Annotated in this window: 27 protein-coding genes, 1 tRNA gene and 1 pseudogene; 10 read left to right on the forward strand and 19 right to left on the reverse strand. The window is 67.8% G+C overall.

From position 1 onward, the window contains the following. Positions 1-109 precede the first annotated feature (109 nt). The 3 genes from MELE44368_RS12910 to MELE44368_RS12920 form a co-directional block, all read right to left on the reverse strand. Positions 110-712, reverse strand: a complete 603-nt coding sequence (locus MELE44368_RS12910; protein WP_128108853.1) for a TetR family transcriptional regulator — start codon at positions 710-712, stop codon at positions 110-112. 58 nt (positions 713-770) lie between these two features. Further along, positions 771-1,460 (reverse strand): hypothetical protein, encoded by a 690-nt coding sequence (locus MELE44368_RS12915; RefSeq protein ID WP_241566594.1) that lies wholly within the window; start codon positions 1,458-1,460, stop codon positions 771-773. Positions 1,461-1,527: 67 nt separating this feature from the next. Beyond that, entirely contained in the window at positions 1,528-2,127 is a 600-nt protein-coding gene (locus MELE44368_RS12920) for a TetR family transcriptional regulator (protein WP_128108854.1), read from the reverse strand. Positions 2,128-2,205: 78 nt separating this feature from the next. On the opposite strand from MELE44368_RS12920, the gene MELE44368_RS12925 reads away from it, so the two are divergent. Together MELE44368_RS12925 and MELE44368_RS12930 are read left to right on the forward strand one after the other, a co-directional pair. After that, positions 2,206-2,994 carry an SDR family NAD(P)-dependent oxidoreductase gene (locus MELE44368_RS12925; RefSeq protein ID WP_128108855.1) on the forward strand — a complete coding sequence of 263 codons (789 nt, stop codon included), beginning with the start codon at positions 2,206-2,208 and terminating at the stop codon, positions 2,992-2,994. Between the two features lie 12 nt (positions 2,995-3,006). Further along, positions 3,007-4,080: an NAD(P)H-dependent amine dehydrogenase family protein gene (locus tag MELE44368_RS12930; RefSeq protein ID WP_128108856.1), complete on the forward strand. Its 1,074-nt coding sequence runs from the start codon at positions 3,007-3,009 to the stop codon at positions 4,078-4,080. A gap of 108 nt (positions 4,081-4,188) precedes the next feature. Here MELE44368_RS12930 and MELE44368_RS12935 read toward each other — a convergent pair whose 3' ends face one another. After that, positions 4,189-5,463, reverse strand: coding sequence for an amidohydrolase family protein (locus tag MELE44368_RS12935; protein WP_128108857.1), 1,275 nt, complete (start codon positions 5,461-5,463; stop codon positions 4,189-4,191). A 25-nt stretch (positions 5,464-5,488) separates the two neighbouring features. Between MELE44368_RS12935 and MELE44368_RS12940 the strand changes: the two genes are divergently transcribed. Then, the gene (locus tag MELE44368_RS12940) at positions 5,489-6,346 is read left to right on the forward strand and encodes an AraC family transcriptional regulator (RefSeq protein ID WP_128108858.1); all 858 of its coding nucleotides are present in this window, start codon (positions 5,489-5,491) and stop codon (positions 6,344-6,346) included. An 86-nt stretch (positions 6,347-6,432) separates the two neighbouring features. Beyond that, the gene (locus tag MELE44368_RS12945; protein ID WP_128108859.1) at positions 6,433-6,687 is read left to right on the forward strand and encodes a hypothetical protein; all 255 of its coding nucleotides are present in this window, start codon (positions 6,433-6,435) and stop codon (positions 6,685-6,687) included. Positions 6,688-6,794: 107 nt separating this feature from the next. Here MELE44368_RS12945 and MELE44368_RS12950 read toward each other — a convergent pair. Continuing rightward, positions 6,795-6,880, reverse strand: a tRNA-Leu gene (locus tag MELE44368_RS12950). A gap of 121 nt (positions 6,881-7,001) precedes the next feature. Here MELE44368_RS12950 and MELE44368_RS27090 point away from each other — a divergent pair. Next, positions 7,002-7,046 (forward strand): annotated as a pseudogene (locus tag MELE44368_RS27090) (hypothetical protein); the annotation flags it as partial. Positions 7,047-7,390: 344 nt separating this feature from the next. Here the strand turns inward: MELE44368_RS27090 and MELE44368_RS27095 are convergent. Next, positions 7,391-7,729, reverse strand: coding sequence for a hypothetical protein (locus MELE44368_RS27095; RefSeq protein WP_241566603.1), 339 nt, complete (start codon positions 7,727-7,729; stop codon positions 7,391-7,393). Between MELE44368_RS27095 and MELE44368_RS12960 the strand changes: the two genes are divergently transcribed. Further along, a complete protein-coding gene (locus MELE44368_RS12960; protein WP_128108860.1) occupies positions 7,722-8,105 on the forward strand; it encodes a hypothetical protein in 384 nt (127 codons plus the stop codon). The two genes, MELE44368_RS27095 and MELE44368_RS12960, sit on opposite strands and share 8 nt — an antisense overlap. Continuing rightward, entirely contained in the window at positions 8,102-8,440 is a 339-nt protein-coding gene (locus MELE44368_RS12965; protein ID WP_128108861.1) for a DUF3817 domain-containing protein, read from the forward strand. Before MELE44368_RS12960 ends, MELE44368_RS12965 begins: the two co-directional genes overlap by 4 nt. Here the strand turns inward: MELE44368_RS12965 and MELE44368_RS12970 are convergent. The 12 genes from MELE44368_RS12970 to clpS all read right to left on the reverse strand — a co-directional run bounded on the left by MELE44368_RS12970 (position 8,418) and on the right by clpS (position 17,507). After that, positions 8,418-9,899, reverse strand: coding sequence for an MFS transporter (locus tag MELE44368_RS12970; protein ID WP_128108862.1), 1,482 nt, complete (start codon positions 9,897-9,899; stop codon positions 8,418-8,420). The genes MELE44368_RS12965 and MELE44368_RS12970 overlap by 23 nt on opposite strands. A gap of 28 nt (positions 9,900-9,927) precedes the next feature. After that, a complete protein-coding gene (gene rdgB / locus MELE44368_RS12975; protein WP_206613761.1) occupies positions 9,928-10,548 on the reverse strand; it encodes an RdgB/HAM1 family non-canonical purine NTP pyrophosphatase in 621 nt (206 codons plus the stop codon). After that, the gene (gene rph, locus MELE44368_RS12980; protein WP_128108864.1) at positions 10,545-11,327 is read right to left on the reverse strand and encodes a ribonuclease PH; all 783 of its coding nucleotides are present in this window, start codon (positions 11,325-11,327) and stop codon (positions 10,545-10,547) included. The genes rdgB and rph overlap by 4 nt, the downstream gene beginning before the upstream one ends. Positions 11,328-11,426: 99 nt before the next feature. Next, a complete protein-coding gene (locus MELE44368_RS12985) occupies positions 11,427-12,200 on the reverse strand; it encodes a cyclic nucleotide-degrading phosphodiesterase (protein WP_128108865.1) in 774 nt (257 codons plus the stop codon). 67 nt (positions 12,201-12,267) lie between these two features. Continuing rightward, positions 12,268-13,116 carry a glutamate racemase gene (gene murI, locus MELE44368_RS12990; protein ID WP_128108866.1) on the reverse strand — a complete coding sequence of 283 codons (849 nt, stop codon included), beginning with the start codon at positions 13,114-13,116 and terminating at the stop codon, positions 12,268-12,270. Next, the gene (locus tag MELE44368_RS12995; protein WP_128108867.1) at positions 13,113-13,799 is read right to left on the reverse strand and encodes a rhomboid family intramembrane serine protease; all 687 of its coding nucleotides are present in this window, start codon (positions 13,797-13,799) and stop codon (positions 13,113-13,115) included. Before MELE44368_RS12995 ends, murI begins: the two co-directional genes overlap by 4 nt. Continuing rightward, a complete protein-coding gene (locus MELE44368_RS13000; RefSeq protein ID WP_128108868.1) occupies positions 13,790-14,764 on the reverse strand; it encodes a cysteine synthase in 975 nt (324 codons plus the stop codon). Before MELE44368_RS13000 ends, MELE44368_RS12995 begins: the two co-directional genes overlap by 10 nt. A 2-nt stretch (positions 14,765-14,766) precedes the next feature. After that, positions 14,767-15,048 (reverse strand): MoaD/ThiS family protein, encoded by a 282-nt coding sequence (locus MELE44368_RS13005; protein ID WP_128108869.1) that lies wholly within the window; start codon positions 15,046-15,048, stop codon positions 14,767-14,769. Then, positions 15,045-15,470: a M67 family metallopeptidase gene (locus MELE44368_RS13010; protein ID WP_128108870.1), complete on the reverse strand. Its 426-nt coding sequence runs from the start codon at positions 15,468-15,470 to the stop codon at positions 15,045-15,047. Before MELE44368_RS13010 ends, MELE44368_RS13005 begins: the two co-directional genes overlap by 4 nt. Before the next feature lie 82 nt (positions 15,471-15,552). After that, positions 15,553-16,575: a P1 family peptidase gene (locus tag MELE44368_RS13015; RefSeq protein ID WP_128108871.1), complete on the reverse strand. Its 1,023-nt coding sequence runs from the start codon at positions 16,573-16,575 to the stop codon at positions 15,553-15,555. A 37-nt stretch (positions 16,576-16,612) separates the two neighbouring features. Then, on the reverse strand, positions 16,613-17,197 hold the full coding sequence (aosR, locus tag MELE44368_RS13020; RefSeq protein ID WP_128108872.1) for an oxidative stress transcriptional regulator AosR: 585 nt from the start codon (positions 17,195-17,197) through the stop codon (positions 16,613-16,615). Between the two features lie 7 nt (positions 17,198-17,204). Next, positions 17,205-17,507, reverse strand: a complete 303-nt coding sequence (gene clpS / locus MELE44368_RS13025; protein WP_128108873.1) for an ATP-dependent Clp protease adapter ClpS — start codon at positions 17,505-17,507, stop codon at positions 17,205-17,207. Positions 17,508-17,582: 75 nt separating this feature from the next. Here clpS and MELE44368_RS13030 point away from each other — a divergent pair, with 75 nt between their 5' ends. The 3 genes from MELE44368_RS13030 (at position 17,583) to MELE44368_RS13040 (ending at position 22,502) form a co-directional block, all read left to right on the forward strand. Then, positions 17,583-18,881, forward strand: a complete 1,299-nt coding sequence (locus MELE44368_RS13030; protein WP_128108901.1) for a nicotinate phosphoribosyltransferase — start codon at positions 17,583-17,585, stop codon at positions 18,879-18,881. Between the two features lie 29 nt (positions 18,882-18,910). After that, positions 18,911-20,947, forward strand: a complete 2,037-nt coding sequence (locus tag MELE44368_RS13035; protein WP_241566602.1) for an ATP-dependent DNA helicase — start codon at positions 18,911-18,913, stop codon at positions 20,945-20,947. Between the two features lie 115 nt (positions 20,948-21,062). Next, positions 21,063-22,502 (forward strand): neutral zinc metallopeptidase, encoded by a 1,440-nt coding sequence (locus MELE44368_RS13040; RefSeq protein ID WP_128108875.1) that lies wholly within the window; start codon positions 21,063-21,065, stop codon positions 22,500-22,502. Between the two features lie 92 nt (positions 22,503-22,594). On the opposite strand, the gene MELE44368_RS13045 is transcribed toward MELE44368_RS13040, so the two are convergent. Then, positions 22,595-23,368 carry an MspA family porin gene (locus MELE44368_RS13045; protein ID WP_241566595.1) on the reverse strand — a complete coding sequence of 258 codons (774 nt, stop codon included), beginning with the start codon at positions 23,366-23,368 and terminating at the stop codon, positions 22,595-22,597. Positions 23,369-23,449: the final 81 nt, after the last annotated feature.

Consider the following 23,449-nt stretch of genomic DNA (forward strand, 5'->3'; position numbering starts at 1 on the left):
AGATGACGAGGGCGGCCCCACCCCACGCCCCGACGTAGCGCAATATCTCCCAAATCCACGCCCACACGTCAAACTCCTCGGTTGTTGTGTTGTCGCCTGTACGAACCGGTCATCGCACTTCCAAGCCGCGCACGGCGGTCGAGACCAATTTGGCCAGCATCGTGTCGCGGGTTTCGGCGTTGCCTGTCGTGGTCAGCGCGCCGTAGATGCCGAGCAGGAAGAAGGTGGCGCTGTAGAAGGCGTCGACCTCCGGATGAACTTCACCGTCACCGCGAGCCCGCTCCAGTTCGCGCACCAGCAGGACGATCACCGGATGGTCGGTCCACTCGTCCTTGTGCGGTCTGGTCGGAGAGAAGTGCAGAGCCAGCAGCTCTTTGAAGAGCATCGGGCCGAAACGGCGTTCCAGATCGGTCACTAGGTCGATCACTGCGGTCAACGTCGTGGCCAGATCGTGGCGCTGTTCGACAAACTCGGCGAACTCCGCCGCGATCCGCGCCTCTTCGCGGCTCTCCAACTCCAGAAGCACATGCTCCTTGCTGGGAAAGTGGAAGAAGAAGGTGCCGTGCGCGACTCCGGCCGCCGCGGCGATCGCGTTGACGTCGGCGCCGGCCATGCCCGACTTCTTGAACTCGGTGATCGCGGCACCGAGGATGCGTTCGCGCGTCCGCAGCCGTCGCGCTGCTCGCGCCGACGCCTTCACCTGTGAGGTCATGGTCCGCCCTTTGTAATGCAATCGCTGACTGTAGTCAATGAGTGGAGTCAGTCAATAGTCAGTCGGAGAAGATTTCCCTGTTCACCGAGTGCAGATACGGGATGGCCAAGAATGGCGTGATGTAGAAGATGTCGTAGATCCACCACCCGACCACGGGCAGGATCACCCCGGCGTAGCGGACATCGGCGTACATCGTCATGTTGAACACGTAGACGCACCAGATCACCACGCCCATCCAGCAGGTGATGATCATCCACTGGTGGCCCCACCGCTTCATCTGCAGGAACCCGATCGCTGCGGCGATGCGCATGCAGAAGACGGTGAGGATCAGCCCGACCTCGAGCGCCTTCTCGCCGGGACCGGCCGCCCCGCCGAGCCACAGCTCGTTGTAGTGCCAGAAATAGCCGGCGTCGAACATTGCCCCCCAGCCGTTCAACAACACTCGCGCCAGCAGCGTGTGGTGCGCGACCAGATCCAGGGCCCAGCCGAAGACGTTGATCGCGGCGTCGACGATGACGCAGTATCCGAGCAAGGTCACCAGCATCGGCCGCACCGTCAGCCCTTCGCGGGCGGCGTTGCGCAGAATCCACACGCCGCGCAGAAACAGCGGCAGCCCGAAGATGCCGAGCGCCGCGGTGCCGATCAGCACGCTGCCGGAGATCAGCCACTTGTCGGCCTGCCGCTGTACCTGACGCGAGCGCTCCATGTGCTCGTCGAGCCCGCTTCCGACCACGGTGTTGGCGGACATGGTCAAAGGGTCACCTCCTGCGTCGCCCGGGCCGAGCTTTGCAGTGTGACTGACTTTAGTCAACCAATCAGCGCGCTTCGATGCCGCGCAGGGTCTGCTCTACGTAGTCGTCGATCATCGAGCTCTGCGTTGGCCAGTCGTGGGTCGTCGTCAGTAGGGCATAGAGTCCGAGCAGAAAGAACACCGCACTGTTGGTCGGGTTGACCTCGGGGGCGACCCGACCGGCCCGCTGGGCGCGCTCGATCTCCTGCGCGACCCGGACGATGACGGGGTGCTCGTTGCTTTCATCCATCGGCCTGGTTTGCGAGAAGTGCAGGGCCAGAAAATCTTTGAACAGCACAGCGCCCAGGCGGCGCTCGAGGCCCAACACCAGGCGCACCGCCTCCTCGAAAACGGCGCGCAGACTCCGCTTGGAGTCGGCGAACCGACCGAGCTGTTTGGCGATGCGCTCTTCCTCGCGGCGCTCCAACTCGAGCAGCACATGCTGTTTGGTGGGAAAGTGAAAGAAAAAGGTTCCGTGTGCGACCCCGGCGGCCGCGACGATCGCACCGACATCCGCCTCGGCCATCCCGGACCGCTTGAACTCGGCGATGGCCGCGCCCATCAGCCGCTCCCGGGTTTGCAAGCGTTTTGCCTCACGCGCTGAGGGTTTGTCGACCACCGCCATGCCCTGACGATAGCAACAGCAGCGAGGGGTCTTGACATATGTGATTGACTTCAGTCAATTTCACCGAGGGAGTCGCTTATGGCGCTGGAGCAGTTCAATCTCGGCGGGCAGGTGGCGATCGTCACCGGTGCGGGCAAGGGTGTCGGACAAGGTATCGCACGAGTCCTGGCGGAGGCCGGAGCCACCGTCGTCGGCACGGCACGCACCGAATCCGACATCGTGGCCACGATCAAGGGCATCGAGGATTCGGGCGGTAAGGGACTCGCCCTGGTGGCCGACGCGATGAGCCGACCGGACGGCGAACGCGTGGTCAACACGGCGATGAAAGAATTCGGGCGCATCGACATCCTCATCAACAATGTGGGTGGTTCGACGTTCGGGTCGTTTCTCGACATCACCGACGAGGACTTCCGGCACACCTTCGACTGGTGTGTCACGTCAGCGTTCATCATGAGTCAACTCGCCTCCCGTCACATGATCGAGGCCGGACACGGCAACATTGTCAACATCTCCTCGGGGTCGGCACGTTTCGGCATCCGCGCGCTTACCGCGTACTGCGTCGCGAAGGGTGGGCTCGAAGCGCTCACCCGGGCGATGGCCCAGGAGTTGGCCCCGAAGATCCGCGTCAATGCCATCGCACTCGGCTCGTTCGCCACCGAGGGACTGCAAAGCGGCCTCGATATGATGCCGGGGGCACTGGACACCATGCTCTCGCTCACGCCGCTGCATCGACTCGGCGACGTCGAGGATCTCGGTCGGCTCTGCGTCTACCTATCGACCAAGGACTGCTACGCGACCAACGCCATCTTCCACGTCGATGGCGGAATCGAATCGAATAACCTGCCGCTGCCCATACCCGACTACTGATCGAGGCTTGAAATGCGAAGAGTGGTCCAGTTCTCCACCGGAAATGTTGGTCAGCACTCGCTTCGGGCGCTCATCGGTCGTCCCGATATCGAACTGGTCGGCGTACACGCCGCCAGCCCCGAGAAGGTTGGGCGCGACGCCGCCGAGTTGTGCGGCCTGAGCGATCCGACCGGCATCATCGCCACCGACGACATCGACGCGCTGATCGCGCTGAAGCCCGACTGCGTCGTCTACACCGCCCTCGGCGAGACGCGTCCGGTGGAGGCCCTTGAACAGATGTCGCGCTTTCTGTCCGCCGGTATCAACGTCGTCGGGACGTCCATGGTGTGGCTGGTGACGCCGCGCCAGGCCGACGACTGGCTGCGGGGGCCGCTGGAAGAGGCCTGCGCGAAGGGCAATTCGTCGTTGTACGTCAACGGGATCGACCCGGGGTACTCGGGCGACACCGCAGTGCTGGCGGCGCTGAGCCTAACGACCCGTGCGGAGTCGGTCACCGTCCGCGAGGTCTTCGACTACGGCAACTACGACGACTACGAGTACACCGGCACTGCAATGGGTTTCGGCAGCAAGCCGGGCGACAACCCCGCGATGGCCTTCCTGCCGGGCGTCATCACCACGATGTTCGGGGGCCTGGTGCGCAACATCGCCGCCCACCTCTGCATCGAACTCGACGACGTGACCGAGCGTTTCGAGCCGTGGTATACCGACCAGCGCATCGAATGCAAGATGATGACCGTCGAGCCTGGCGGCATGGCGGGGGTGCGCTTCGCAGCCGAAGGACTCCGCGCCGGCTCACCCGTCATCACCGTCGAGCACACCACCCGGCTCACCCCCGCGGCGGCGCCAGACTGGGAGTACCCACCGGACGGGCACTCCGGGGTGCACAAGGTGATCATCGAGGGTGAGCCGCGCGTCGAGATCGACACCCTGCTTTCGCACCCGGTTCTCGACGTCACCGAGGCCGGATGCGTCTCCACGGCCGCCCGCGTCGTCAACGTCATCGACTGGGTGTGCCGCGCCCCTTCGGGCCTGATCTCGATGGAGGAGATCCCCCCGTCGGAGATGGCTCGCGGCCTGATGTGGTGAGGCGCTGAGCCGTCACCTGTACCGCGAATTCTGCACCCGGGTCACGGATTTCACCCGCGAGCAGCCCTGGTGCAGAAATCGGCGAAGAGCCGGCTGCGCGCCGCCGGCTCAGGCCTTGGCGAGCTGCTTCTGCTCGTAGAGTCGACGCCATTCGGCGCGCGGGCGAATCGACACGTCGACGTCGGTCGCCTTGGCGCGCAACGCCCCGACCGTCGCCTCTGACCGCGGGGTGCGGGCGAACGGGTCCCAGGTGAAGAAGTTGCACGCGTTCTGCCAGGTGATCTTGTTGATGTCGGCGGCGTCGGCGCCCGCGGCGGTCAACTCGGCCAGCACCTGTTCGGGCGCGTCGGGCCAGAAGCAGTCCGAGTGCGGATAGTCGCACTCCCACGCGATGATGTCGATGCCGATCTCATGGCGCAGCTTCAGCGAGGTCTTGTCGGTGACGTAGCAGGCCAGCGAGTGCTCGCGGAACACGTCGGACGGCAGCTTGTCGCCGAAGTCGCGCCGCAGCCACTTCTGGTTGGTGTAGTGGCGGTCGCTGCGGTCGAGATAGAACGGAATCCAGCCGATTCCACCTTCGGAGAACGCGAATTTCAGGTCCGGGTAGTTGCGCATCGCCGGACCCCACAGCAGATCCTGCGCGCACATCGCCGACACCTGGGTGGCCAGGATGATCAGGTTGTCGATCGGCGCGTTGGGCGCCATGCTGATCGCGCCGAAGCCGGTGCCGATGTGCAGGCACATCACCACGTTCTCCTCCGACAGCGTGCGGAACACCGGGCCCCAGTAGTCCTCATCGTGATAGCTCGGAAGCCCTTCCAGGTGCGGCAGTTCCGGCATGGTGACCGCGCGGCACCCCTTGGCGGCCACCCGGCGGATCTCGTTGCACATGCCCTCGGGCGTCCACGTCGGCAGGATCGCGATCGGGATGAACCGGTCCGGGTACGAGCCGGCCCACTCGTCGAGGTGCCAGTCGTTGTAGGCCGACACCATGACCAAGGTGACGTCTTCGCGTGTCATGTTGAGGTGACGCGCGGAGAACCCGGTGAACGTGGGAAAGCACATCGACGCCAGGATGCCGTTGCGGTTCATGTCGCGGACCCGCTCGTGCACGTCGTACACACCCGGGCGCATCTCGGCGAACCCGGCCGGGTCCCGGCCCCACTCCTCCGCCGGCCACGACACCACCGCGTTCAGCCCGCTGACGCCCTGCGGACGGCCCTGATACATCCACTGATCGACGCCGTTGTCGTCGGTCACCACGACCGGCGCCTCGTCCTTGTACTTAGCGGGCACGTGACGCAGGAACATGTCGGGGGGCTCGACGACGTGGTCGTCGATGCTCACCAGGATCAGGTCCTCGGGGCGCGGGGATTCACTCATATCCCCAGTAGTACCGTGCGTTGACGTGACCGTCTCTGCGCGATCGGACAGAGTATTGGCCGAATCGGCCAACGCGGCAGGTTCACGTCGCGTCATCGACCTGCGCCGCGGTGGCCGGGCCCTGGCCGGTAGCTACCTGTACCAGGGCGACGAACTCGTCACGGGTTGGCACTCGCACGACGTGCACCAGATCGAGTACGCGGTCGGCGGCGTGGTCGAGGTGGAGACCGACTCGGCGCACTACCTGCTGCCGCCGCAACAGGCGGCGTGGATTCCCGTCGGCCTGGAACACCAGGCACGGATGAACCCGGACGTTCGCACCGTCGCGGTGATGTTCGATCCGCTGCTGCTTCCCGACGGCGGGGACCGCGCCCGGATCATCGCGGTCTCACCGCTGATCCGGGAGATGATGCTCTACGCACTGCGCTGGCCGATCGACCGCGAACCGGGCTCCGCCGAGGACGAGCGGGTGCCCGACAGCTTCTTTCGGACGTTGGCCGATCTGGTCCGCGAAGCCCTCGATCACGAGGCGCCGCTGAGCCTGCCCACCTCCGAGCACCCGATCGTCGCCGCGGCGATGGCCTACACGAAGGCGAATCTCGACATCGTCACCGTCGACGACGTCAGCCGGGCCGTCGCCGTGTCCGAGCGTACGTTGCGGCGACTGTTTCAAGAGACGCTCGGAATCCCCTGGCGGACATATCTTTTGCATGCCCGCATGCTGCGCGCCATGGCGCTCTTGGCTGCACCGGGGCAATCGGTGCAGGAGACGTCGTCGGCGGTCGGTTTCGACAGCCTCAGCTCGTTCACCCGGGCGTTCACGCAGTTCTGCGGCGAGACACCCACGACGTACCGCAAACGGGTCGGGACCGGCCTCGGCTGACGACGGACCGCCCGCGCCACGTTTAGAAACTGTCCAAGCGGTCAATTCCTCGGCATCTGGATTTGGATCGCCGATGGGAGAGCTTGATGCGCGGACGTACCTCCGCACCGTCCGAGGACACCGGTTCTGAGGCCTGGTCAGAGGCGGTAGCGACGACGGGGCTCATCCTCAACATCGCGGGCGTGATCGCCATCGCGGTGGCGCTGGCCAGCTGGACGGTCGGCGACGGCATCCTGGCCCTGGTGTTCGGTGTGATCGCGGCGGTCGGATTCACCGGCAGCATCGTCTGCTTTGTCAGGCAGTCCGCCGACCCGGAAGTCACTTCCCCTCAGAACGCGTAGCTTCGACCGGCGTCGCTGAGGACCGCCGAGTTCTGCGTGACGGTCGCTCTGTCGTCGCCGGAACGACCGTCCGGCAGATTTCGGTGAACGATCGAGCGCGCAAGGGGTGGTGCGGGCGGTGGGATTCGAACCCACACGCTCTTTCGAGCACCGGCACCTAAAGCCGGCATGTCTGCCGTTCCATCACGCCCGCATCGTGGCGATCGTACCGCCCAAAACCTTCACCCAGATATGTCGGCCGTGCCGCATATCTTGAGGAAAACGCAGAAAGGCGGGGGCAGAGGGTGCGGTCAGCAGAAGAGTTTGAGGCCGCAATGCGCCTCATCGCATCCGGCGCCAACGCTTCGGCGGTCGCACGTCAACTCGGTATACCGCGTTCTACGGTGCGGGACTGGCGGAACAAACCGCAGATCGCGTCGAGGCACACGCGCGAAAGCGAATGCGGTGTCGTCCATGACTTCTCAGTCCTACCGCCCGCCGCGTACAGCTATGTGCTGGGTCTATACCTCGGGGACGGGAACATCTCACGGACACGTCGAGTATGGCGCCTGCGGATCACCCTCGACAAAAAGTATCCGCCGATTATCAATCGGTGCTGTTACGCCATCGGATTGCTGATGCCAGGTCAACGCGCGGGACTCGTGCAGCGTGTCGGATGTGTCGATGTCTACCTTTTCTCTAGACACTGGCCCTGCCTATTTCCTCACACGGTCCGGGCAAAAAGCATGAGAGGCCGATCAAACTCGCGCCCTGGCAGCAAGCACTCGTCGACCAGGCAACCGAAGAGTTCGTTCTCGGCCTCATCCATTCCGACGGCTGCCGCGTCGTCGCCAACGATCGCGGGGTACGCAGCATCCGGTACCACTTCACAAACCGATCCGAAGACATTCTGGGACTGTTCACCGCCGCGCTCGACAAGCTCGATATCCCCTGGACCCGGTCGAGCAGATACATCGTCTCCATTTACCGCAAAGCGGCCACTGCGCGGCTGGATGAGTTCGTCGGGCCGAAGGCCGTCGCGGTACCGTTGAATGGTGTCCACTACACGGCGTAGCAGACCGGCGCTCATCGCCCTGGTGATCGTCGGCGCCGCCGGCTGCCTGGCCCTGGCGTGGTGGCAGTGGACCCGCTTCGAGTCCACGTCCGGCGATTTCCAGAACCTCGGCTACGCGCTGCAGTGGCCGATGTTCGCCGGCTTCCTGGTGTACGCCTACTACAAGTTCGTCCGCTACGAAGAGGCGCCACCCGAGCAGTCCGGCAACGACGCCGTCACCGAGCTCCCCGCCGGCCTCCTGCCCGAACGCCACACCCCGCCACCGGACACCGACGCCGATCCCGCATTGCGGGAGTACAACGCCTACCTCGCCGAGCTCGCCGAGAAAGACGCCCAGAAAGACAAGGAACAGCCGACGTCATGACCGAAACCCCCGCGCCCACCACCCCCATCGACGCCATCCGCAAGGCGCTCCTGGGCTACCGCGTTCTCGCCTGGACGACCGGTATCTGGCTGATCGCCTTGTGCTACGAGATGGTGATGAAGTACGTCTACGACGTCGAGGGCCTGAACTGGATCGCGGTCGTCCACGGCTGGGTGTACTTCGTCTATCTGCTCTTCACCGCCAACCTCGCGGTGAAGGTGCGCTGGCCGATCGCCAAGACCATCGGCGTGCTGCTGGCGGGCACCATTCCGCTCGTCGGGATCATCGTCGAGCAGGTGCAGACCAAGGAGATCAAGGAACGCTTCGGCTTGTGACCGGCTCCCGTTCCGGCACGACGCCGTCGTCGGCCCCGCCGACTGTCGCCGGAATCAGCACGGCCAATAGCGCGGCCAGCGCAGCCATTCCCGCAGCGATCACCAACGCGATCCGTAGCGCGGCCAGCGACGGATACTCGTGGCCCGCGACCGAGACCGTCGCGCCTGCGAGCACGGCACCCACCACGGCGCTGGAGATCGAGGTCCCCAGTGACCGCGCGAGCGCGTTGATGCCGTTGGCCGCGGCGGTTTCCGAGATCGGCACAGCCGCGTTGATCAGCGCGGGCATCGACGCGAACGCGAACCCGACCCCGACACTGACCAGCACGTTGAACAGGGACACCTGCCACGCGCTGCCGATCAGCGCCAACCCGGCCAGATACGAGCCCGACACGACCAGGCTGCCGATGATCAGCGTGGACTTCGGCCCGCGCGCCGCCGCCACCCGCGATGCGATCGGCGCGGAGACCATCATCGCCAGCCCGCCGGGCGCCAGCCACAGACCGGCTTGCAGCATGCTCTGGCCCAGCCCGTAGCCCGTCGCGGGCGGCAGCTCGAGGACCTGCGGTCCGATCAACGACATCGCGAACAACGCGAACCCCACCGCGATCGACGCCATGTTCGTGCTCAGCACCGGACGTTTCAACGTGGTCCGCAGGTCGACGATCGGCGCGGCGGTGCGGAACTGCCACAGCGCGAAGAAGCCGAAGACGACGACCGACGTCACGAACATCCCCAGCGTGGTCGCGCTGGTCCAGCCCCAGTCCCCGCCTTTGGAGATGCCGAGCAGCAGCGTCACCAGCCCGGCGGCCAGCCCGATCGTGCCGAGCGGGTCGAACCGGTCGCTCGACGTCGCGGGAATCCGGGGCACCAGCACCGCGAACAGCAGGCCGGATGCGACCCCGAGCGCGGCGGCGAACCAGAACAGCGCATGCCAGTCGAACCGGTCGGCGATGATCGCCGACAGCGGAAGCCCAAGCGCCCCGCCCACCCCGAGCGAGGAACTCATCAACCCCATCGCCGTACCGACCCGGCGCGGCGGGACGGTCGCCCTCAGCACGCTGATGCCCAACGGGATGATCGGTATGCCGAAGCCCTGCAACGCGCGGCCGACGATCACGGGGACCAACGCGTTCGTCGTCGCCACGAGCAACGAACCGGCCGTCAACAGGACCGTGCAGATCAGCAGGATCGGCTTGGGCCCGTACATGTCGCCGAGCCTGCCGAACACCGGCGTCGCCACCGCGGCGGTGAGCAACGTCGCGGTGATCACCCACGACGCGTTGGTGGCGTTGGTGTGCAGCAGCGCGGGCAGTTCGGGGATGAGCGGGATCACCAGGGTCTGCATCAGCGACACGCTGATGCCGGCTGCGGCGAGGACCGCGACGATGACGGCCGGATGCCGGGTGCGTGCGCCATCGACGCCGGAAGAAGAGGGGCGGCCACGCACCCCGGGCATGCTACCGATTAGATCGGCTATACAAAATTCACGTTCGAGCGGCCAGTTCGCGCAACGCCGGCAGCAGCGCCGTCAACGCCCGCCCGCGGTGCGACACGGCGTCCTTCTCGGCGGGGCTCAGCTCGGCGGCGGTCCTCGTCGATCCGGCGGGCAGGAACACGGGGTCGTAGCCGAAGCCGCCCTCGCCGCGCGGCTCGCGGGTGATGCTGCCCGGCCACTCCCCGCGCACGACGACCTCTCCCCCGTCGTGCACCAGTGCGCATGCCGACACGAACGCGGCACCCCGCCGCTCGTCGGGCACGTCGCGAAGCTGCGCCAGCAGCAACGCCATGTTGGCTCGGTCCTTTTCGGCGGCATCGCCGGCCACGCCCGACCACCGCGCCGACAACACCCCCGGCATCCCGTTGAGCGCGTCGACTTCCAGCCCGGAGTCGTCGGCGACGGTCGCCAGCCCCGTGGCCCGAAACGCCTGGCGCGCCTTGGCAAGCGCGTTGTCCTCGAACGTCGCGCCGGTCTCCGGTGCCTCATCGAACGGCGCCACGTCGTCGAGGGACAGCAGCGTCAGCCCCGACACCCCGGCGGCGTCGAGGACGCGGTGCAGCTCGGCCAGCTTCTTGCGGTTGCGGCTGGCCACCAGCAGCGAGGTCAGCTTCCGAACGCCTTCTTCGGCGGCTCCGGTGATTCCGGCAGCTCCCCCGGATACGGCAATTCCAGTGCCTGGCGCTGGATTTCGAAGATCTGCTCGCAGGCCGCCATCGCGGCGTCGAGCATTTTGTCCAGCGTCGAGCGCGGAAATGTCGCGCCTTCGCCGGTGCCCTGGATCTCCACGAGCGTCCCGGTGTCGGTGGCGACGACGTTCATGTCGACCTCGGCGCGGGAGTCTTCTGAGTAGGGCAGGTCGACGCGGATGCGTCCGTCGACAACGCCGACGCTGACCGCCGCGATCGCACACGACAGCGGCCTGGGGTCAGACAGCTTGCCCGCGGCGGCCAGGTAGGTCACCGCGTCGGCCAGCGCGACGTAGGCGCCGGTGATCGCCGCGGTGCGGGTGCCGCCGTCGGCCTGCAGCACGTCGCAGTCGATCGCGATGGTGTTCTCCCCCAACGCGCCCAGGTCGATGCACGCGCGCAGCGACCGGCCGACGAGCCGGCTGATCTCCTGGGTGCGCCCGCCGACTCGGCCCTTGACCGACTCGCGGTCCGAACGCTGGTGGGTGGCCGCGGGCAGCATCGCGTATTCGGCGGTCAGCCAGCCCTGCCCGGTGCCCTTGCGCCAGCGCGGCACACCTTCGGTGACGCTGGCGGTGCACATGACGCGGGTCTCGCCGAACTCGACCAGCACCGACCCGGCGGGATGTGTGGTGAAGCCGCGGGTGATGCGGACCGGCCGCAGTTCGTCGTCGCGCCGACCGTCTTCTCGTGTGGACACGGGCCAACCCTATCGGGTGGGTCCGTCATCGCCGAGATCGACGTTTTGTCGCGTACTTCTCGCACTGTGGCGCCCAAATGTCCGTTTGGGCGAAAAAGCTCACTTGCGGGGGACGTCGAATGACTCGCCGCACACCACGGCGTGCACCGGCCCGTGGAACTCCGCCTTCGCCTCGCTGATGACGTCCTCGCGCGACGTCCACGGCGGTATGTGGGTCAGCAACAGTTCGCCGACGCCGGCGCGGGCGGCCGCCCGGCCCGCCTCGGTGCCCGACAGGTGCAGGTTCGGCGGCCGGTCCGGAGAATGCGTCCACGACGCCTCGCACAGGAACACGTCGGCGTCGCGGGCCAGGTCGATGACCGCGTCACAGTAGCCGGTGTCGCCGCTGTAGACGAACGTCGCACCGGACGGATCGGTGAAGCGCAGACCGTACGACTCGGTCGGGTGGCAAACGAGCTTCGGCACCACGGTCAGCGAACCGATGGTCACCGGTTGGTCGTGCACCCAGTGACGCACCTCGAAAACATCGGAGAAGTCGTCGATCTCCCCGCCCTCGGGTGAGGACGCGGCGCCCAGCCGCGCCCACGTGTTCGCCGGGCCGTACAGCACACCGGGTTCCTGGGCCGGTGCCGGGTGATAACGCCGCCACACGAACAAGCCGGGAAGATCGAGGCAATGGTCGGCGTGCAGATGCGAAAGCAACACATGCACATCGTTGGGATCGGCATAGCGCTGCAGCGCGCCCAGTACGCCGCCCCCAAAATCGACGACCAATGGCGGAGTATCCGGCGCGGAGATCAGGTATCCAGAGGCTGGCGAATCAGGCCCGACGACGCTGCCGGAGCAACCGAGTACGGTGATTCGCACACCCACTAGCTTGCCATGCCCGACACCGGTGTGACGAAGACATTGCCCGTTTGCAACCCTTTCTTGCGCTAAATCACTTCCGGGCGCCGACGTGACGTTGCACAGGTCGAACACCGTCAAGCGACGGACCGAGGAACCGGGCGGCGAGTGTGGTGAACGACTCAGGATCACCGGTCGCCTCGAAGACCCGCTGTGCACCACGGGCGCCCGGATCCTCCGGGTGCGGCCGCAGCAAATCGAGTTCGGTGAGCACCCGCAGCAAGTCCTTGGCGGTCTCCTCCGCGCTGGACACCAGGGTCACGTGCTCGCCCATCGCCAACTGGATCAGGCCCGACAGCATCGGATAGTGGGTGCAGCCCAGGACCAGGGTGTCGACCTCGGCGCGCTGCAGCGGTTCCAGATAACCCTCGGCCAGGCCGAGTACCTGACGTCCGCTGGTCACTCCCCGCTCGACGAAATCCACGAACCGCGGGCACGCCACCGCGTGCACCTCGGTGTCGCGCGCGGCGCCGAAAGCGTCTTGATACGCCCCCGACGCGATGGTGGCCTGCGTACCGATGACGCCGATGCGACCGTTGCGGGTCGCGGCCACCGCGCGTCGCACAGCGGGCAGGATCACCTCAACGACGGGCACCGGAGCGTAGCGTTCCCTGGCGTCACGCAGGCACGCCGACGACGCCGAGTTGCAGGCGATCACCAACGCCTTGACTCCCCGCGACACCAGATCGTCGCCGATGGCCAACGCGTGCGCGCGGATCTGCGGAATGGTCAGCGGACCGTACGGCCCGTTGGCGGTGTCGCCGACGTAGATGATGTCCTCGTCGGGCAGCTGGTCGATGATCGCGCGGGCGACCGTCAACCCGCCGACCCCCGAGTCGAAGATGCCGACAGGGAGCGCCGCGCGTTCCGCCGGTGCCGTCACGACGGCAGGCGCGGCGACTGGACCGGCTGCCGAAGTGCGCGCGCCTTACGTTCGGGCCCCGACAGCACGTAGGCGGCGACGACGCCGGCCACCGCCCCGCTCAGGTGACCCTGCCAGGAGACACCCGGGGTGCCGGGCATCACGCCCAGCAGGATGCCGCCGTACAGCAGCAGCACGACCACGCCGATCACGATCTCCCAGATCTTGCGGGTGAAGAAGCCGAACACGATCAGGAACGCCAGCCAGCCGAAGATCAGCCCCGACGCCCCGATGTGGTTGGTCTCGCAGGGCACCCCGACGTAGGGGCAGTGCACGCCGACGTTGCCGATCAGCCAGGTGCCCAGGCCGCCGAGGATCCACACGATCGCCGTGGCGAAGAGGAACCGCGACATGCCCGCCAGCGTCATCAGGAAGCCGAGCACCAACGCGGGAACGGAGTTGGCGATCAGGTGATCCCAGTCCGAATGCAGCAGCGGCGCGAACAGGATGCCCACCAGCCCGTCGCTTTCCATCGGCCGGATGCCGTTGTCGTCCAACCGATGTCCCGTCAGCGAATCCCACAGCTCGATCAACCAGAGCAGCACGACGAAGCTGATGATCGTCAGGCCGCCGACCACCCAGGCGGGGCGCTTCTTGCGCTGCGGTGGCCCGGACGCGCCGGGATAGCCGCCTGTCACGCCCATAGCTGTCCTTCCAGCGCGTCTTCGGCCTCATCCAGGCTACCGGCGTAGGCACCGGTCGACAGATACTTCCACCCGGCGTCGGCGACGATGAACGCGATGTCGGCGCGCTCGCCGGCCATGACCGCCTTGGCCGCCATGCCCAGGGCGGCGTGCAGCACCGCGCCGGTGGAGATACCGGCGAAAATGCCTTCGACCTTGACGAGTTCGCGGGTGCGCCGGATGGCGTCATACGAGCCGACCGAATAGCGGGTGGTCAGCACGTCGGGGTCGTACAGCTCGGGGATGAACCCCTCGTCGATGTTGCGCAGCGCGTACACCCCTTCGCCGTAGCGAGGTTCGGCGGCCACGATCTGCACATCGGGCACCTGCTCGCGCAGGTATCGACCGGTGCCCATCAGCGTGCCCGTGGTGCCGAGTCCGGCGACGAAGTGGGTGATCTCGGGCAGGTCGGCGAACAGCTCGGGACCGGTGCCCTCATAGTGCGACAGGGTGTTGGCCTCGTTGCCGTACTGGTACAGCATCACCCACGACGGGTTTTGTTGCGCAAGCTCTTTCGCGTGCGCGACCGCGGTGTTCGACCCGCCTTCGGCAGGCGAGAAGATGATCCGCGCGCCGTAGAGTTCGAGCAGCTGACGTCGTTCGATCGACGTGTTCTCCGGCATCACGCAGATCATCTGGTAGCCCTTGAGCAGCGCGGCCATCGCCATCGAGATGCCGGTGTTGCCGCTCGTCGGCTCGAGGATTGTCGCCCCCGGTGTCAGCAGGCCGCGGCGCTCGGCGTCCTCGATCATCCGTAGCGCGGGCCGGTCCTTGATGGAACCGGTCGGGTTGCGGTCCTCGAGCTTGGCCCACAGCCGCACGTGCGGCGCGCCATCGGCCTCGTCGTTCCAGCGCGGCGACAGCCGGCGCAGCCCCACCAGCGGGGTGTGGCCGAGCGTCTCCAGCAGCGACTCGTAACGCGCCAAGATCAACCGCCGGCCACGGCGGGCAGGATGGTGACCGAGTCGCCGTCGGCGATCGTGGTGTCCAGCCCGCCCGAGAACCGCACGTCTTCGTCGTTGACATAGATGTTGACGAAACGGTTCAGCTTGCCCGGATTGGCCTTGTCCATCAGCCGCTCGCGGATGCCCGAATAGTTCGCCTCGAGGTCGTCGATCACCGCCGCCAGCGTGTCACCGGATGCGGTGACGCGTTTGTCTCCGCCGGTGTGGGTGCGGAGAATGGTCGGAATCGAGACGTTCACGGTCATGGATGCTCCTCATAATGCTCGACGATCTTGACGGGTTCTTCGGTGACGACACCATCGACGATGCGGTAGCTGCGCAGCTCGTGCTCGTCGGGGTCGCGGGTCGACACCAGCACGTAGTGGGCGTCGGGTTCGAAAGCGAGAGAGATGTCGGTGCGGCTGGGATACGCCTCGGTCGCGGTGTGCGAGTGGTAGATGACGATGGGCGCCTCACCGGCCTCCTCCATCGCCCGCCACACCTTCAGCTGCTCCATCGAGTCGAAGCGGTAGAAGGTCGGGGACCGTTCGGCGTTGACCATGGCGATGAACCGCTCCGGCCGATCGGAGCCCTCGGGCCCGGCGATGATCCCGCACGCCTCGTCGGGATGGTCGGCGCGGGCGTGCGCGACCATGGCGTCCACCAGGTCGGCCCGAATCACCAGCACAGTCACTCCCTTTCTGCCGCAAAACTGTATTCCAGCAGCGAAACGCCGAGTGAAGCGCTGCGGGAATGCCGGTGCGGCGCTGTCACCCGAACGCTCCGGGCAACAGGTCCCGGTACGTCGGTATTCCAGCCACCGACTCCGCTGCCAGCACACCGACCAGCACCGCCCGCGCCAAAACGTCCGCGGCGGCCGCGCCGATCCCGGTGAGCAGCGGTGTCTCCGGCGACATCGACGCCGGGGTTTCCGGGTCGAGCGGCACCTCGACGGCGCCGGTGGCCAGCGTGAACACCGTATCGCCATCCAACGGGGTGTGGCACGGCCGGATGGTGCGGGCCAGCCCGTCGTGCGCGGCGACGGCGACGCGTCCGCATCCCGCCTTGCTCAGCACCGCGTCGGTGGCCACGACGGCAACCGTGGTGTTGAGCGGGCTGAACTCGGTGTGCCGGTCGGCGTAGGCCGCGATCTGGTCGGCCGGCGGCGCCACCAGGCCCAGCGCCTCGATGTCCTCGGCTTGCCACGGCAGCCCGGTCGCGGGGTCCACCACGTCTCCGGCCGAGTTGACCACCACCACCGCCCCGACCGTCACGCCCGACTCCAGCGTCGTCGACGCCGTGCCGACGCCGCCCTTGAGGACGCCCGCCCGCGCGCCGGTGCCCGCGCCGACGGTACCGAGGGCCACCTCGGTGCCGGCGCTGCGGGCGGCGGTGTAGCCGAACTCCGCCGTCGGCCGGCACGCCCAGCCGCCGACGGGCAGGTCGAAGACCACCGCGGCGGGCACGATGGGCACCACCCCGCCCTCCAGCGCCACCCCGCGGCCCTGTTCTTCGAGAAACCGCATCACGCCGTCGGCGGCGGCGAGCCCGAACGCGCTGCCACCCGACAACACCACCGCGTCGACGTGGCGCACCGAGTTGCTCGGGTGAAGCAGGTCGGTCTCGCGGGTGCCGGGCGCACCGCCGCGTCCGTCGACGGCGCCGACGGTGCCCGGCGGCGCCAGCACCACCGTGGTGCCGCTGGCCCACCCCGACCCGAGCGTGGCGTCGGCGTCGACGCGGTGGTGTTGTCCGACCAGGATGCCGGCGACGTCGGTGATGGAACCCGTCACTGTGTTCTCTTTTCGCGAGTGTGTCCGCACGCGCCGATCAACGCGACTTGCCCATGAGCCCGAGCACCAGATACTCCTGCAGCACAGTCAGCCACTGGTACACGTCGAGGTGCCCGGCCAGCGGGTGGTCGGCGGGCAACGCGTCCGGTCCGCCCGCCTCGACCCCCAGCATGGTGCCCAGCGCCAGCCGCATGTCGTTGACCGCCGCGACCCAGGCGTGCGCGTCGTCCTCACGCAGCTCGAACTTGCCGCCATCGCGCGGCAGAGTGTCCAGAAGCTGCTGTGCCGCTTGCAGTTTCGCGTCGATGATCGCGGGCTCGTGCAGGCTGCGCAACGCGCTGTTGAGCGACTCAGCCGTGCCCGAACCGGCGGGATGATCGGTCTGGGCGCGGTAGAAGTCGGGCAGCAGGCGTTTCATCGTCTCGTCCTGCGGCGGCGCCGAGTTTCCGGTGCGCATCCCGGTGATCTGTTCGAGTTCGTCTGCGGGAGCAGAGGATTGGCGCTCGTCGAGCATGCCGATCATCGAGGTGGCCAGGCTGTGCAGCAGGGCGGCCTCGTGCGAGGCCAGCGCCGAGCGGAAGCGCGGGCCGTCGGGAGTCTCGACCCGCTTCCATTTACGCACTGTTCTGTCAGCGGTCCTGCTGCAGGGTCGCCCACAAGCCGGCGGCATGGAGTCTGGACACATCGGCCTCCATCGCCTCACGACTGCCCGCCGACACCACGGCCTTGCCTTCGTTGTGCACCTGCAACATGAGTTTGGTCGCGTGCGGCTCGCTGTATCCGAACAGCTTCTGGAAGACGTACGTCACGTAGGTCATCAAGTTGACCGGGTCATCCCAGACGATGGTCACCCACGGGACATCCGTCGCCTCGTAGGTGGCGACATCACGTTCCTCGCGGGTCCCCGGTCGGGCTTTGGCCGGCGTCACCATGCGTTTAAGGATAGCCGGGGCATATGGGCGGCTTGGAACTACTACGGTTGCGGTGTGGTCTCGACGTCCACGGGGATGTCCCTGGCTTTGCTCACCGACAAGTACGAGCTGACCATGCTCGCGGCGGCCCTGCGCGACGGTACCGCTCACCGCCGCACGACGTTCGAGGTCTTCGCCCGGCGTCTGCCCGACGGCCGCCGGTACGGCGTGGTCGCCGGTACGGCACGGTTCATTGATGCGTTGGCACAGTTCACCTTCGACGACGAGGCCCTCTCGCTGCTCTCGGAGTTCTGCGACCGTGAGACGCTGGCCTACCTCGCCGACTACCGGTTCAGCGGCGACGTCGACGGATACGGCGAAGGGGAGCTGTATTTCCCGGGCTCGCCGGTGTTGTCGGTACACGGCACCTTCGGCGAATGCGTCGTGTTGGAAACCCTGGCGCTGTCGATCCTCAACCACGACAGCGCGATCGCGTCGGCGGCCGCTCGCATGGTGTCGGCGGCCGAGGGGCGCGCGCTGATCGAGATGGGCTCGCGGCGCACGCACGAACGGGCCGCCGTCTCCGCCGCGCGGGCCGCCTACCTCGCCGGGTTCAGCGCCTCCTCCAACCTCGAGGCGCAGCGGGTCTACGGCGTCCCGGCGGCGGGCACCAGCGCCCACGCGTTCACGCTGCTGTACTCCACCGCGGACGGCCCGAACGAGAAGGCGGCGTTCAAGGCACAGGTCGAGGCGCTCGGCACAGGCACCACGCTGCTGGTCGACACCTACGACATCTCCGCCGGCGTGGCCAACGCCGTCGAGGTGGCCGGTCCGGACCTCGGCGCGGTGCGCATCGACTCCGGCGACCTCGGTGTGCTGGCCCGTCAGGTCCGCGACCAACTGGACCGGCTGGGCGCGCACCGGACCCGCATCGTGGTCTCGGGCGATCTGGACGAGTTCGGCATCGCCGCGCTGCGCGCCGAACCCGTCGACATCTTCGGCGTCGGCACCGCGCTGGTCACGGGCTCGGGCGCCCCCACCGCCGGCATGGTGTACAAGCTGGTCGAGGTCGACGGCATGCCGGTGGAGAAGCGCAGCAGCCACAAGGAATCCCACGGCGGCCGCAAGCAGGCCACCCGGCTGGCCAAGACCACCGGCACCATGGTCGAGGAGGTCGTCCACCCGTACGGAGAGCCGCCCGCGAGCCAGCGCGGACTGCTCGAGCGACCGCTCACCGAGACGCTGGTGCGTGGCGGCGAACCGGTCGGCGACCTCAGCCTGGAAACCGCGCGCGAACGGGTCCGCGCCGGACTGAAATGCTTGCCGTGGCACGGCCTGGCCCTCTCCCGCGGCGAGCCGGCGATCCCGACCCGCATGGTCGCGCGGGCAACCTAGGAGGCACCACGACTTCGGACGTCACCGACCTGCTGACCAAGGCGGTCGCCTCATTGGGCGGAAGTCAGCGCAGCGGCCAGATCGAGATGGCCGAGGCGGTGGCACGCGCCTTCGAAACCGGTGAGCACCTCGCGGTGCAGGCCGGCACGGGGACCGGGAAATCGTTGGCCTACCTGGTGCCGGCCATCGCGCGGGCCCTCGAGATCGACGGACCGGTCGTGGTGTCGACCGCGACCATCGCGCTGCAACGCCAGCTCGTGGACCGCGACCTGCCCCGGCTGGCGGAGGCACTGGCCGAGAACCTGCCCCGGACCCCGGCGTTCGCACTGTTGAAGGGCCGGGGAAATTACCTGTGCCTGAACAAGATTCACAACGGAGCTGCGGCCGAGCCGGAGGACCGGCCGCAGGAAGAGCTGTTCGAACCGATGGCCACCAGCGCGCTCGGCCGCGACGTGCAGCGGCTGATCGCGTGGTCATCCGACACCGACACCGGGGACCGCGACGAGCTGACGCCCGGGGTGCCGGACCGGTCGTGGTCACAGGTGAGCGTCTCGGCGCGGGAGTGCATAGGGGTGTCGCGCTGCCCATTCGGCACCGACTGCTTCGCGGAACGGGCCCGCGAGAAGGCCGGCGCTGCCGACGTCGTCGTCACCAACCACGCGCTGCTGGCCATCGACGCGATCTCGGATGCCGCCGTGCTGCCCGAGCATCGCCTGCTGGTGGTCGACGAGGCCCACGAACTGGTCGACCGGGTGACGTCGGTGGCGACCGGCGAGTTGTCGGCGACCTCGCTGGGGATAGCGCACCGGCGCGCCGCGCGTCTCGTCGACGCCGAACTCGCGCAACGGCTGGAGGCGGCGACCGCGACGATCTCGTGGGCCATCCACGACGCCACGCCCGGTCGCATCGACCGGCTCGACGACGAGACGGCGACGTATCTGACCGCGCTGCGCGATGCCGCCCACCGGGTGCGGTCGGCGATCGACACCAGCCCGAGTGATCCGAAGGCGGCGTCGGCGCGCGCGGAGGCGGTCACGGCGCTGACCGACGTCGCCGACACCGCGTCGCGCATCCTCGACTCGTTCGTCCCGGCGATCCCCGACCGCACGGACGTGGTGTGGCTGGACCACGAGGACAACCGCGGTAACGTGCGCGCGGTGTTGCGGGTGGCGCCGCTGTCGGTGGCGGCACTGTTGCGCGACAGGCTGTTCGAGCACTCGACGACGGTGCTGACGTCGGCGACGCTGACCATCGGCGGCACCTTCGACGCGATGGCCTCGGCGTGGGGGCTGAGCGACGAGGACACCAAATGGCGCGGCATCGACGTCGGGTCGCCGTTCGAGCACGCGAAGTCGGGCATCCTTTATGTCGCCGCGCATCTGCCGCCGCCGGGGCATCGCGGCAGCGGGGCGGGAGGCGCGGAGTCGGCGACATTCAACGCCGGAGCCGCGGAGTCGGCGACATTCAACGCCGGAGCCGCGGAGTCGGCGACATTCAACAACGCCGAACAACTCGACGAGATCGCGGCGCTGGTCACCGCGGCGGGCGGGCGCACGCTGGGGCTGTTCTCGTCGATGCGGGCGGCCAAGGCCGCCGCCGAGATCATGCGTGAGCGCCTGGACACCCCCGTGCTGTGTCAGGGTGAGGACACCACGTCGGCGCTGGTGAAGCGGTTCGCCGAGGATCCCGAGACCTCGCTTTTCGGCACGCTGTCGCTGTGGCAGGGCGTCGACGTGCCGGGCCCGTCGCTGTCGCTGGTGTTCATCGACCGCATTCCGTTTCCGCGGCCCGACGACCCGTTGCTCACCGCGCGCCAACGCGCGGTGGCCGCGCGCGGCGGGAACGGGTTCATGGCCGTCGCCGCCAGCCACGCGGCGCTGTTGCTGGCGCAGGGCGCGGGCCGCCTGCTGCGCACCGTCGAGGACCGCGGCGTCGTCGCGGTGCTGGACTCGCGGATGGCCACCGCGCGCTACAGCGGTTATCTGCGCGCGTCACTGCCGCCGTTCTGGGCGACGACCGATCGGACGCGGGTGCGCGAGGCGCTGCAACGGCTGCGTGACGCCTGATCTCTTCGCATCTCTTTGCGTCTTTGCGTCGAGATCGACGTATTGGCGAAAATCACTCGCACTATTACGCCCAAACGTCCCTTTGGGCGAAATCGGGCGTATTAGGTATATCCCCATGGGGCGACGACACCTGGTGGGCGCCGCGATCGCGGTGACGACTACCGTGCTCGTGGCGGGCTGCTCGACCACGCTGCAGGGCACACCCGTCTCGGTGTTCGCCGACCCGTTCCGGGTCGCCGGGATGCCCGCGACCGACGGGCCTTCGGGGCTGCGTTCCGACGCCCCGGAACCGACGCGCAAGGTCCAGGGCACCGACGGCAGCGACATCGACGAGCTGGCACGCCAGGCCGTCAGCGATGTCGAGGAGTTCTGGGACGGCGCGTTCAGCGAACCGTTCGGGGGCACGTTCCGCCGCGCCAAGGCGCTGTACTCCTGGGACGCCAACGGCTTCGACAATGTCCAGTTCTGCGGCGAGGACACCTACGGTCTGGTCAACGCCGGTTTCTGCCACGACGACCGGACCATCGGCTGGGATCGCGGCGAGCTGCTGCCCGACCTGCAGCGGACGTACGGCGACATGGGCGTCACGATGGTGCTGGCCCACGAGTACGGTCACGACGTGCAACGCCAGGCCGAGCTGGCCGACATCGCCACCCCCACGCTGGTCGCCGAACAGCAGGCCGACTGTCTCGCCGGGGTTTACATGCGGTGGGTGGCCGAGGACAACTCATCGCGGTTCACCCTGTCCACCGGCGAGGGGCTCAACAACGTGCTGGCCGCGGTGATCGCGTTCCGCGACCCGTTGATGACCGAGACCGACCCCACCGCCGGCATCGACGAGCACGGGTCGGCGTTCGAAAGGCTCTCGGCGTTCCAGTTCGGCTTCACCGACGGCGCTGCCGCGTGCAAATCGATCGACATGCGCGAGATCGGCCAGCGCCGTGGCGATCTGCCCGTGCTGCTCGGGGAGGACGAGACCGGCGAGTGGGAGGTCAGCGAGTCGTCGGTGCGCGCGATCGTCGACGCGATGAACATCCTCTTCCAGCCCGGCAACCCCCCACAGCTGCGCTTCGCGCCTGCCGACTGCCCCGGCGTCCGCCCGAGCCCGGCGGTGTCGTACTGCCCGGCCACCAACACGATCGCCGTCGACCTCGATGAGCTGACCGAGATGGGCACCCCCGCCGACATCACCGGCGACGGCGGGCTGGCCAGCGGCGACAACACCGCCTATTCGGTGCTGGTGTCGCGCTTCATGCAGGCCATCCAGCACGAGCACGGCGGCGTCGCGCTCGACAACGCCGCGTCCGCGCTGCGCACCGCCTGCCTCACCGGCGTGGCCACCACGAAGCTGTCCCGCTCGGTCACCACCTCCGACGGCAACACCGTCGCGCTGACCGCCGGTGATCTCGACGAGGCGGTGTCGGGCATCCTCACCAACGGCCTGGTCGCCAGCGACGTCAACGGCGAGTCGGTGCCGTCCGGGTTCTCGCGGATCGACGCGTTTCGCGTCGGGGTGCTCGGCGACCAGGAGCGCTGCTTCAAGCGCTTCTCCTGACCGGCGTGCTTACCGCAGCCCGCGAAATAGCATTCCGGGTCGCCAATTCGCGCGCGTGACGACCCGGAATGCTATTTCGCCCGAAGGAGGGGCTAGACCTTCTTGGTGACGCCGTACCAGGCCAGCACCGCTTCGGACATGTCGGTCGAGCGGGTCAGGAACGCATACGAGCGGATGAAGGACTCGCCGACGCAGCCGTCGATCCGGACCCGGAAGTTGCTCACCTTGACCCACGGGTCGGCCCCGGTGAACTCCTTCTTCGTCACCGGGACCACGTTGACCAGTCCGGGTTTGAGGCCGACGGTGATGCCACCACCGATGTTGGCGCCGACGGTCGGCAGCACGCCGATCTCGATCGGGCCGGCGGCGTCGATGCCCAGGATGCCCATCGACGGGTTGATGCCCGCGGTGCCGGTCAGCGAGACGCCGTTGGACGTGCTCATGTCGATGCCGCAGCCGATCTCGTAGCCGACCTCGAGAGTCCCGCCGGCCGGGGTGTCGTCGGGGCCGGTGATCGAACCGGTGTAGGTGCCGCCGACGACGTACTCGCGGGTCGACAGCGCCGTGGTGAGCGGCGGGATCGGGGCCTGCGTCTCGTCCTCGGCCGACAGCGTGAGCGTCCACCCGTCGGGGGTGTCCGTCACCGCCGGCGGCGTGGACTCGACCGCCCCATCCGGCGGCGGTGGCGCGCCGTCAGGTGCCGCCTCGGGTGCCGGTGCGGCCTCCGGAGCCGGTGCTCCCGGGACGACGTCGACGACGGGTTCCGCCGCCGGTTCGGCCGCCGCCGTCGCGGCGTGCAGGCCACCGACCACTCCCCCGATCGCGCACACGGCGACGCCGCGCCGCAGCACAGTCCCAAGTGTCACTGCTGAAGTTCCTTCGCCACACGTCGCGCTAATTGACGCACTACAAGGCAACCTACCCGGGCCGTCACGACCACTGAACAG

The sequence above is a fragment of the Mycolicibacterium elephantis DSM 44368 genome (assembly GCF_004014805.1).
GTDB lineage: Bacteria > Actinomycetota > Actinomycetes > Mycobacteriales > Mycobacteriaceae > Mycobacterium > Mycobacterium elephantis.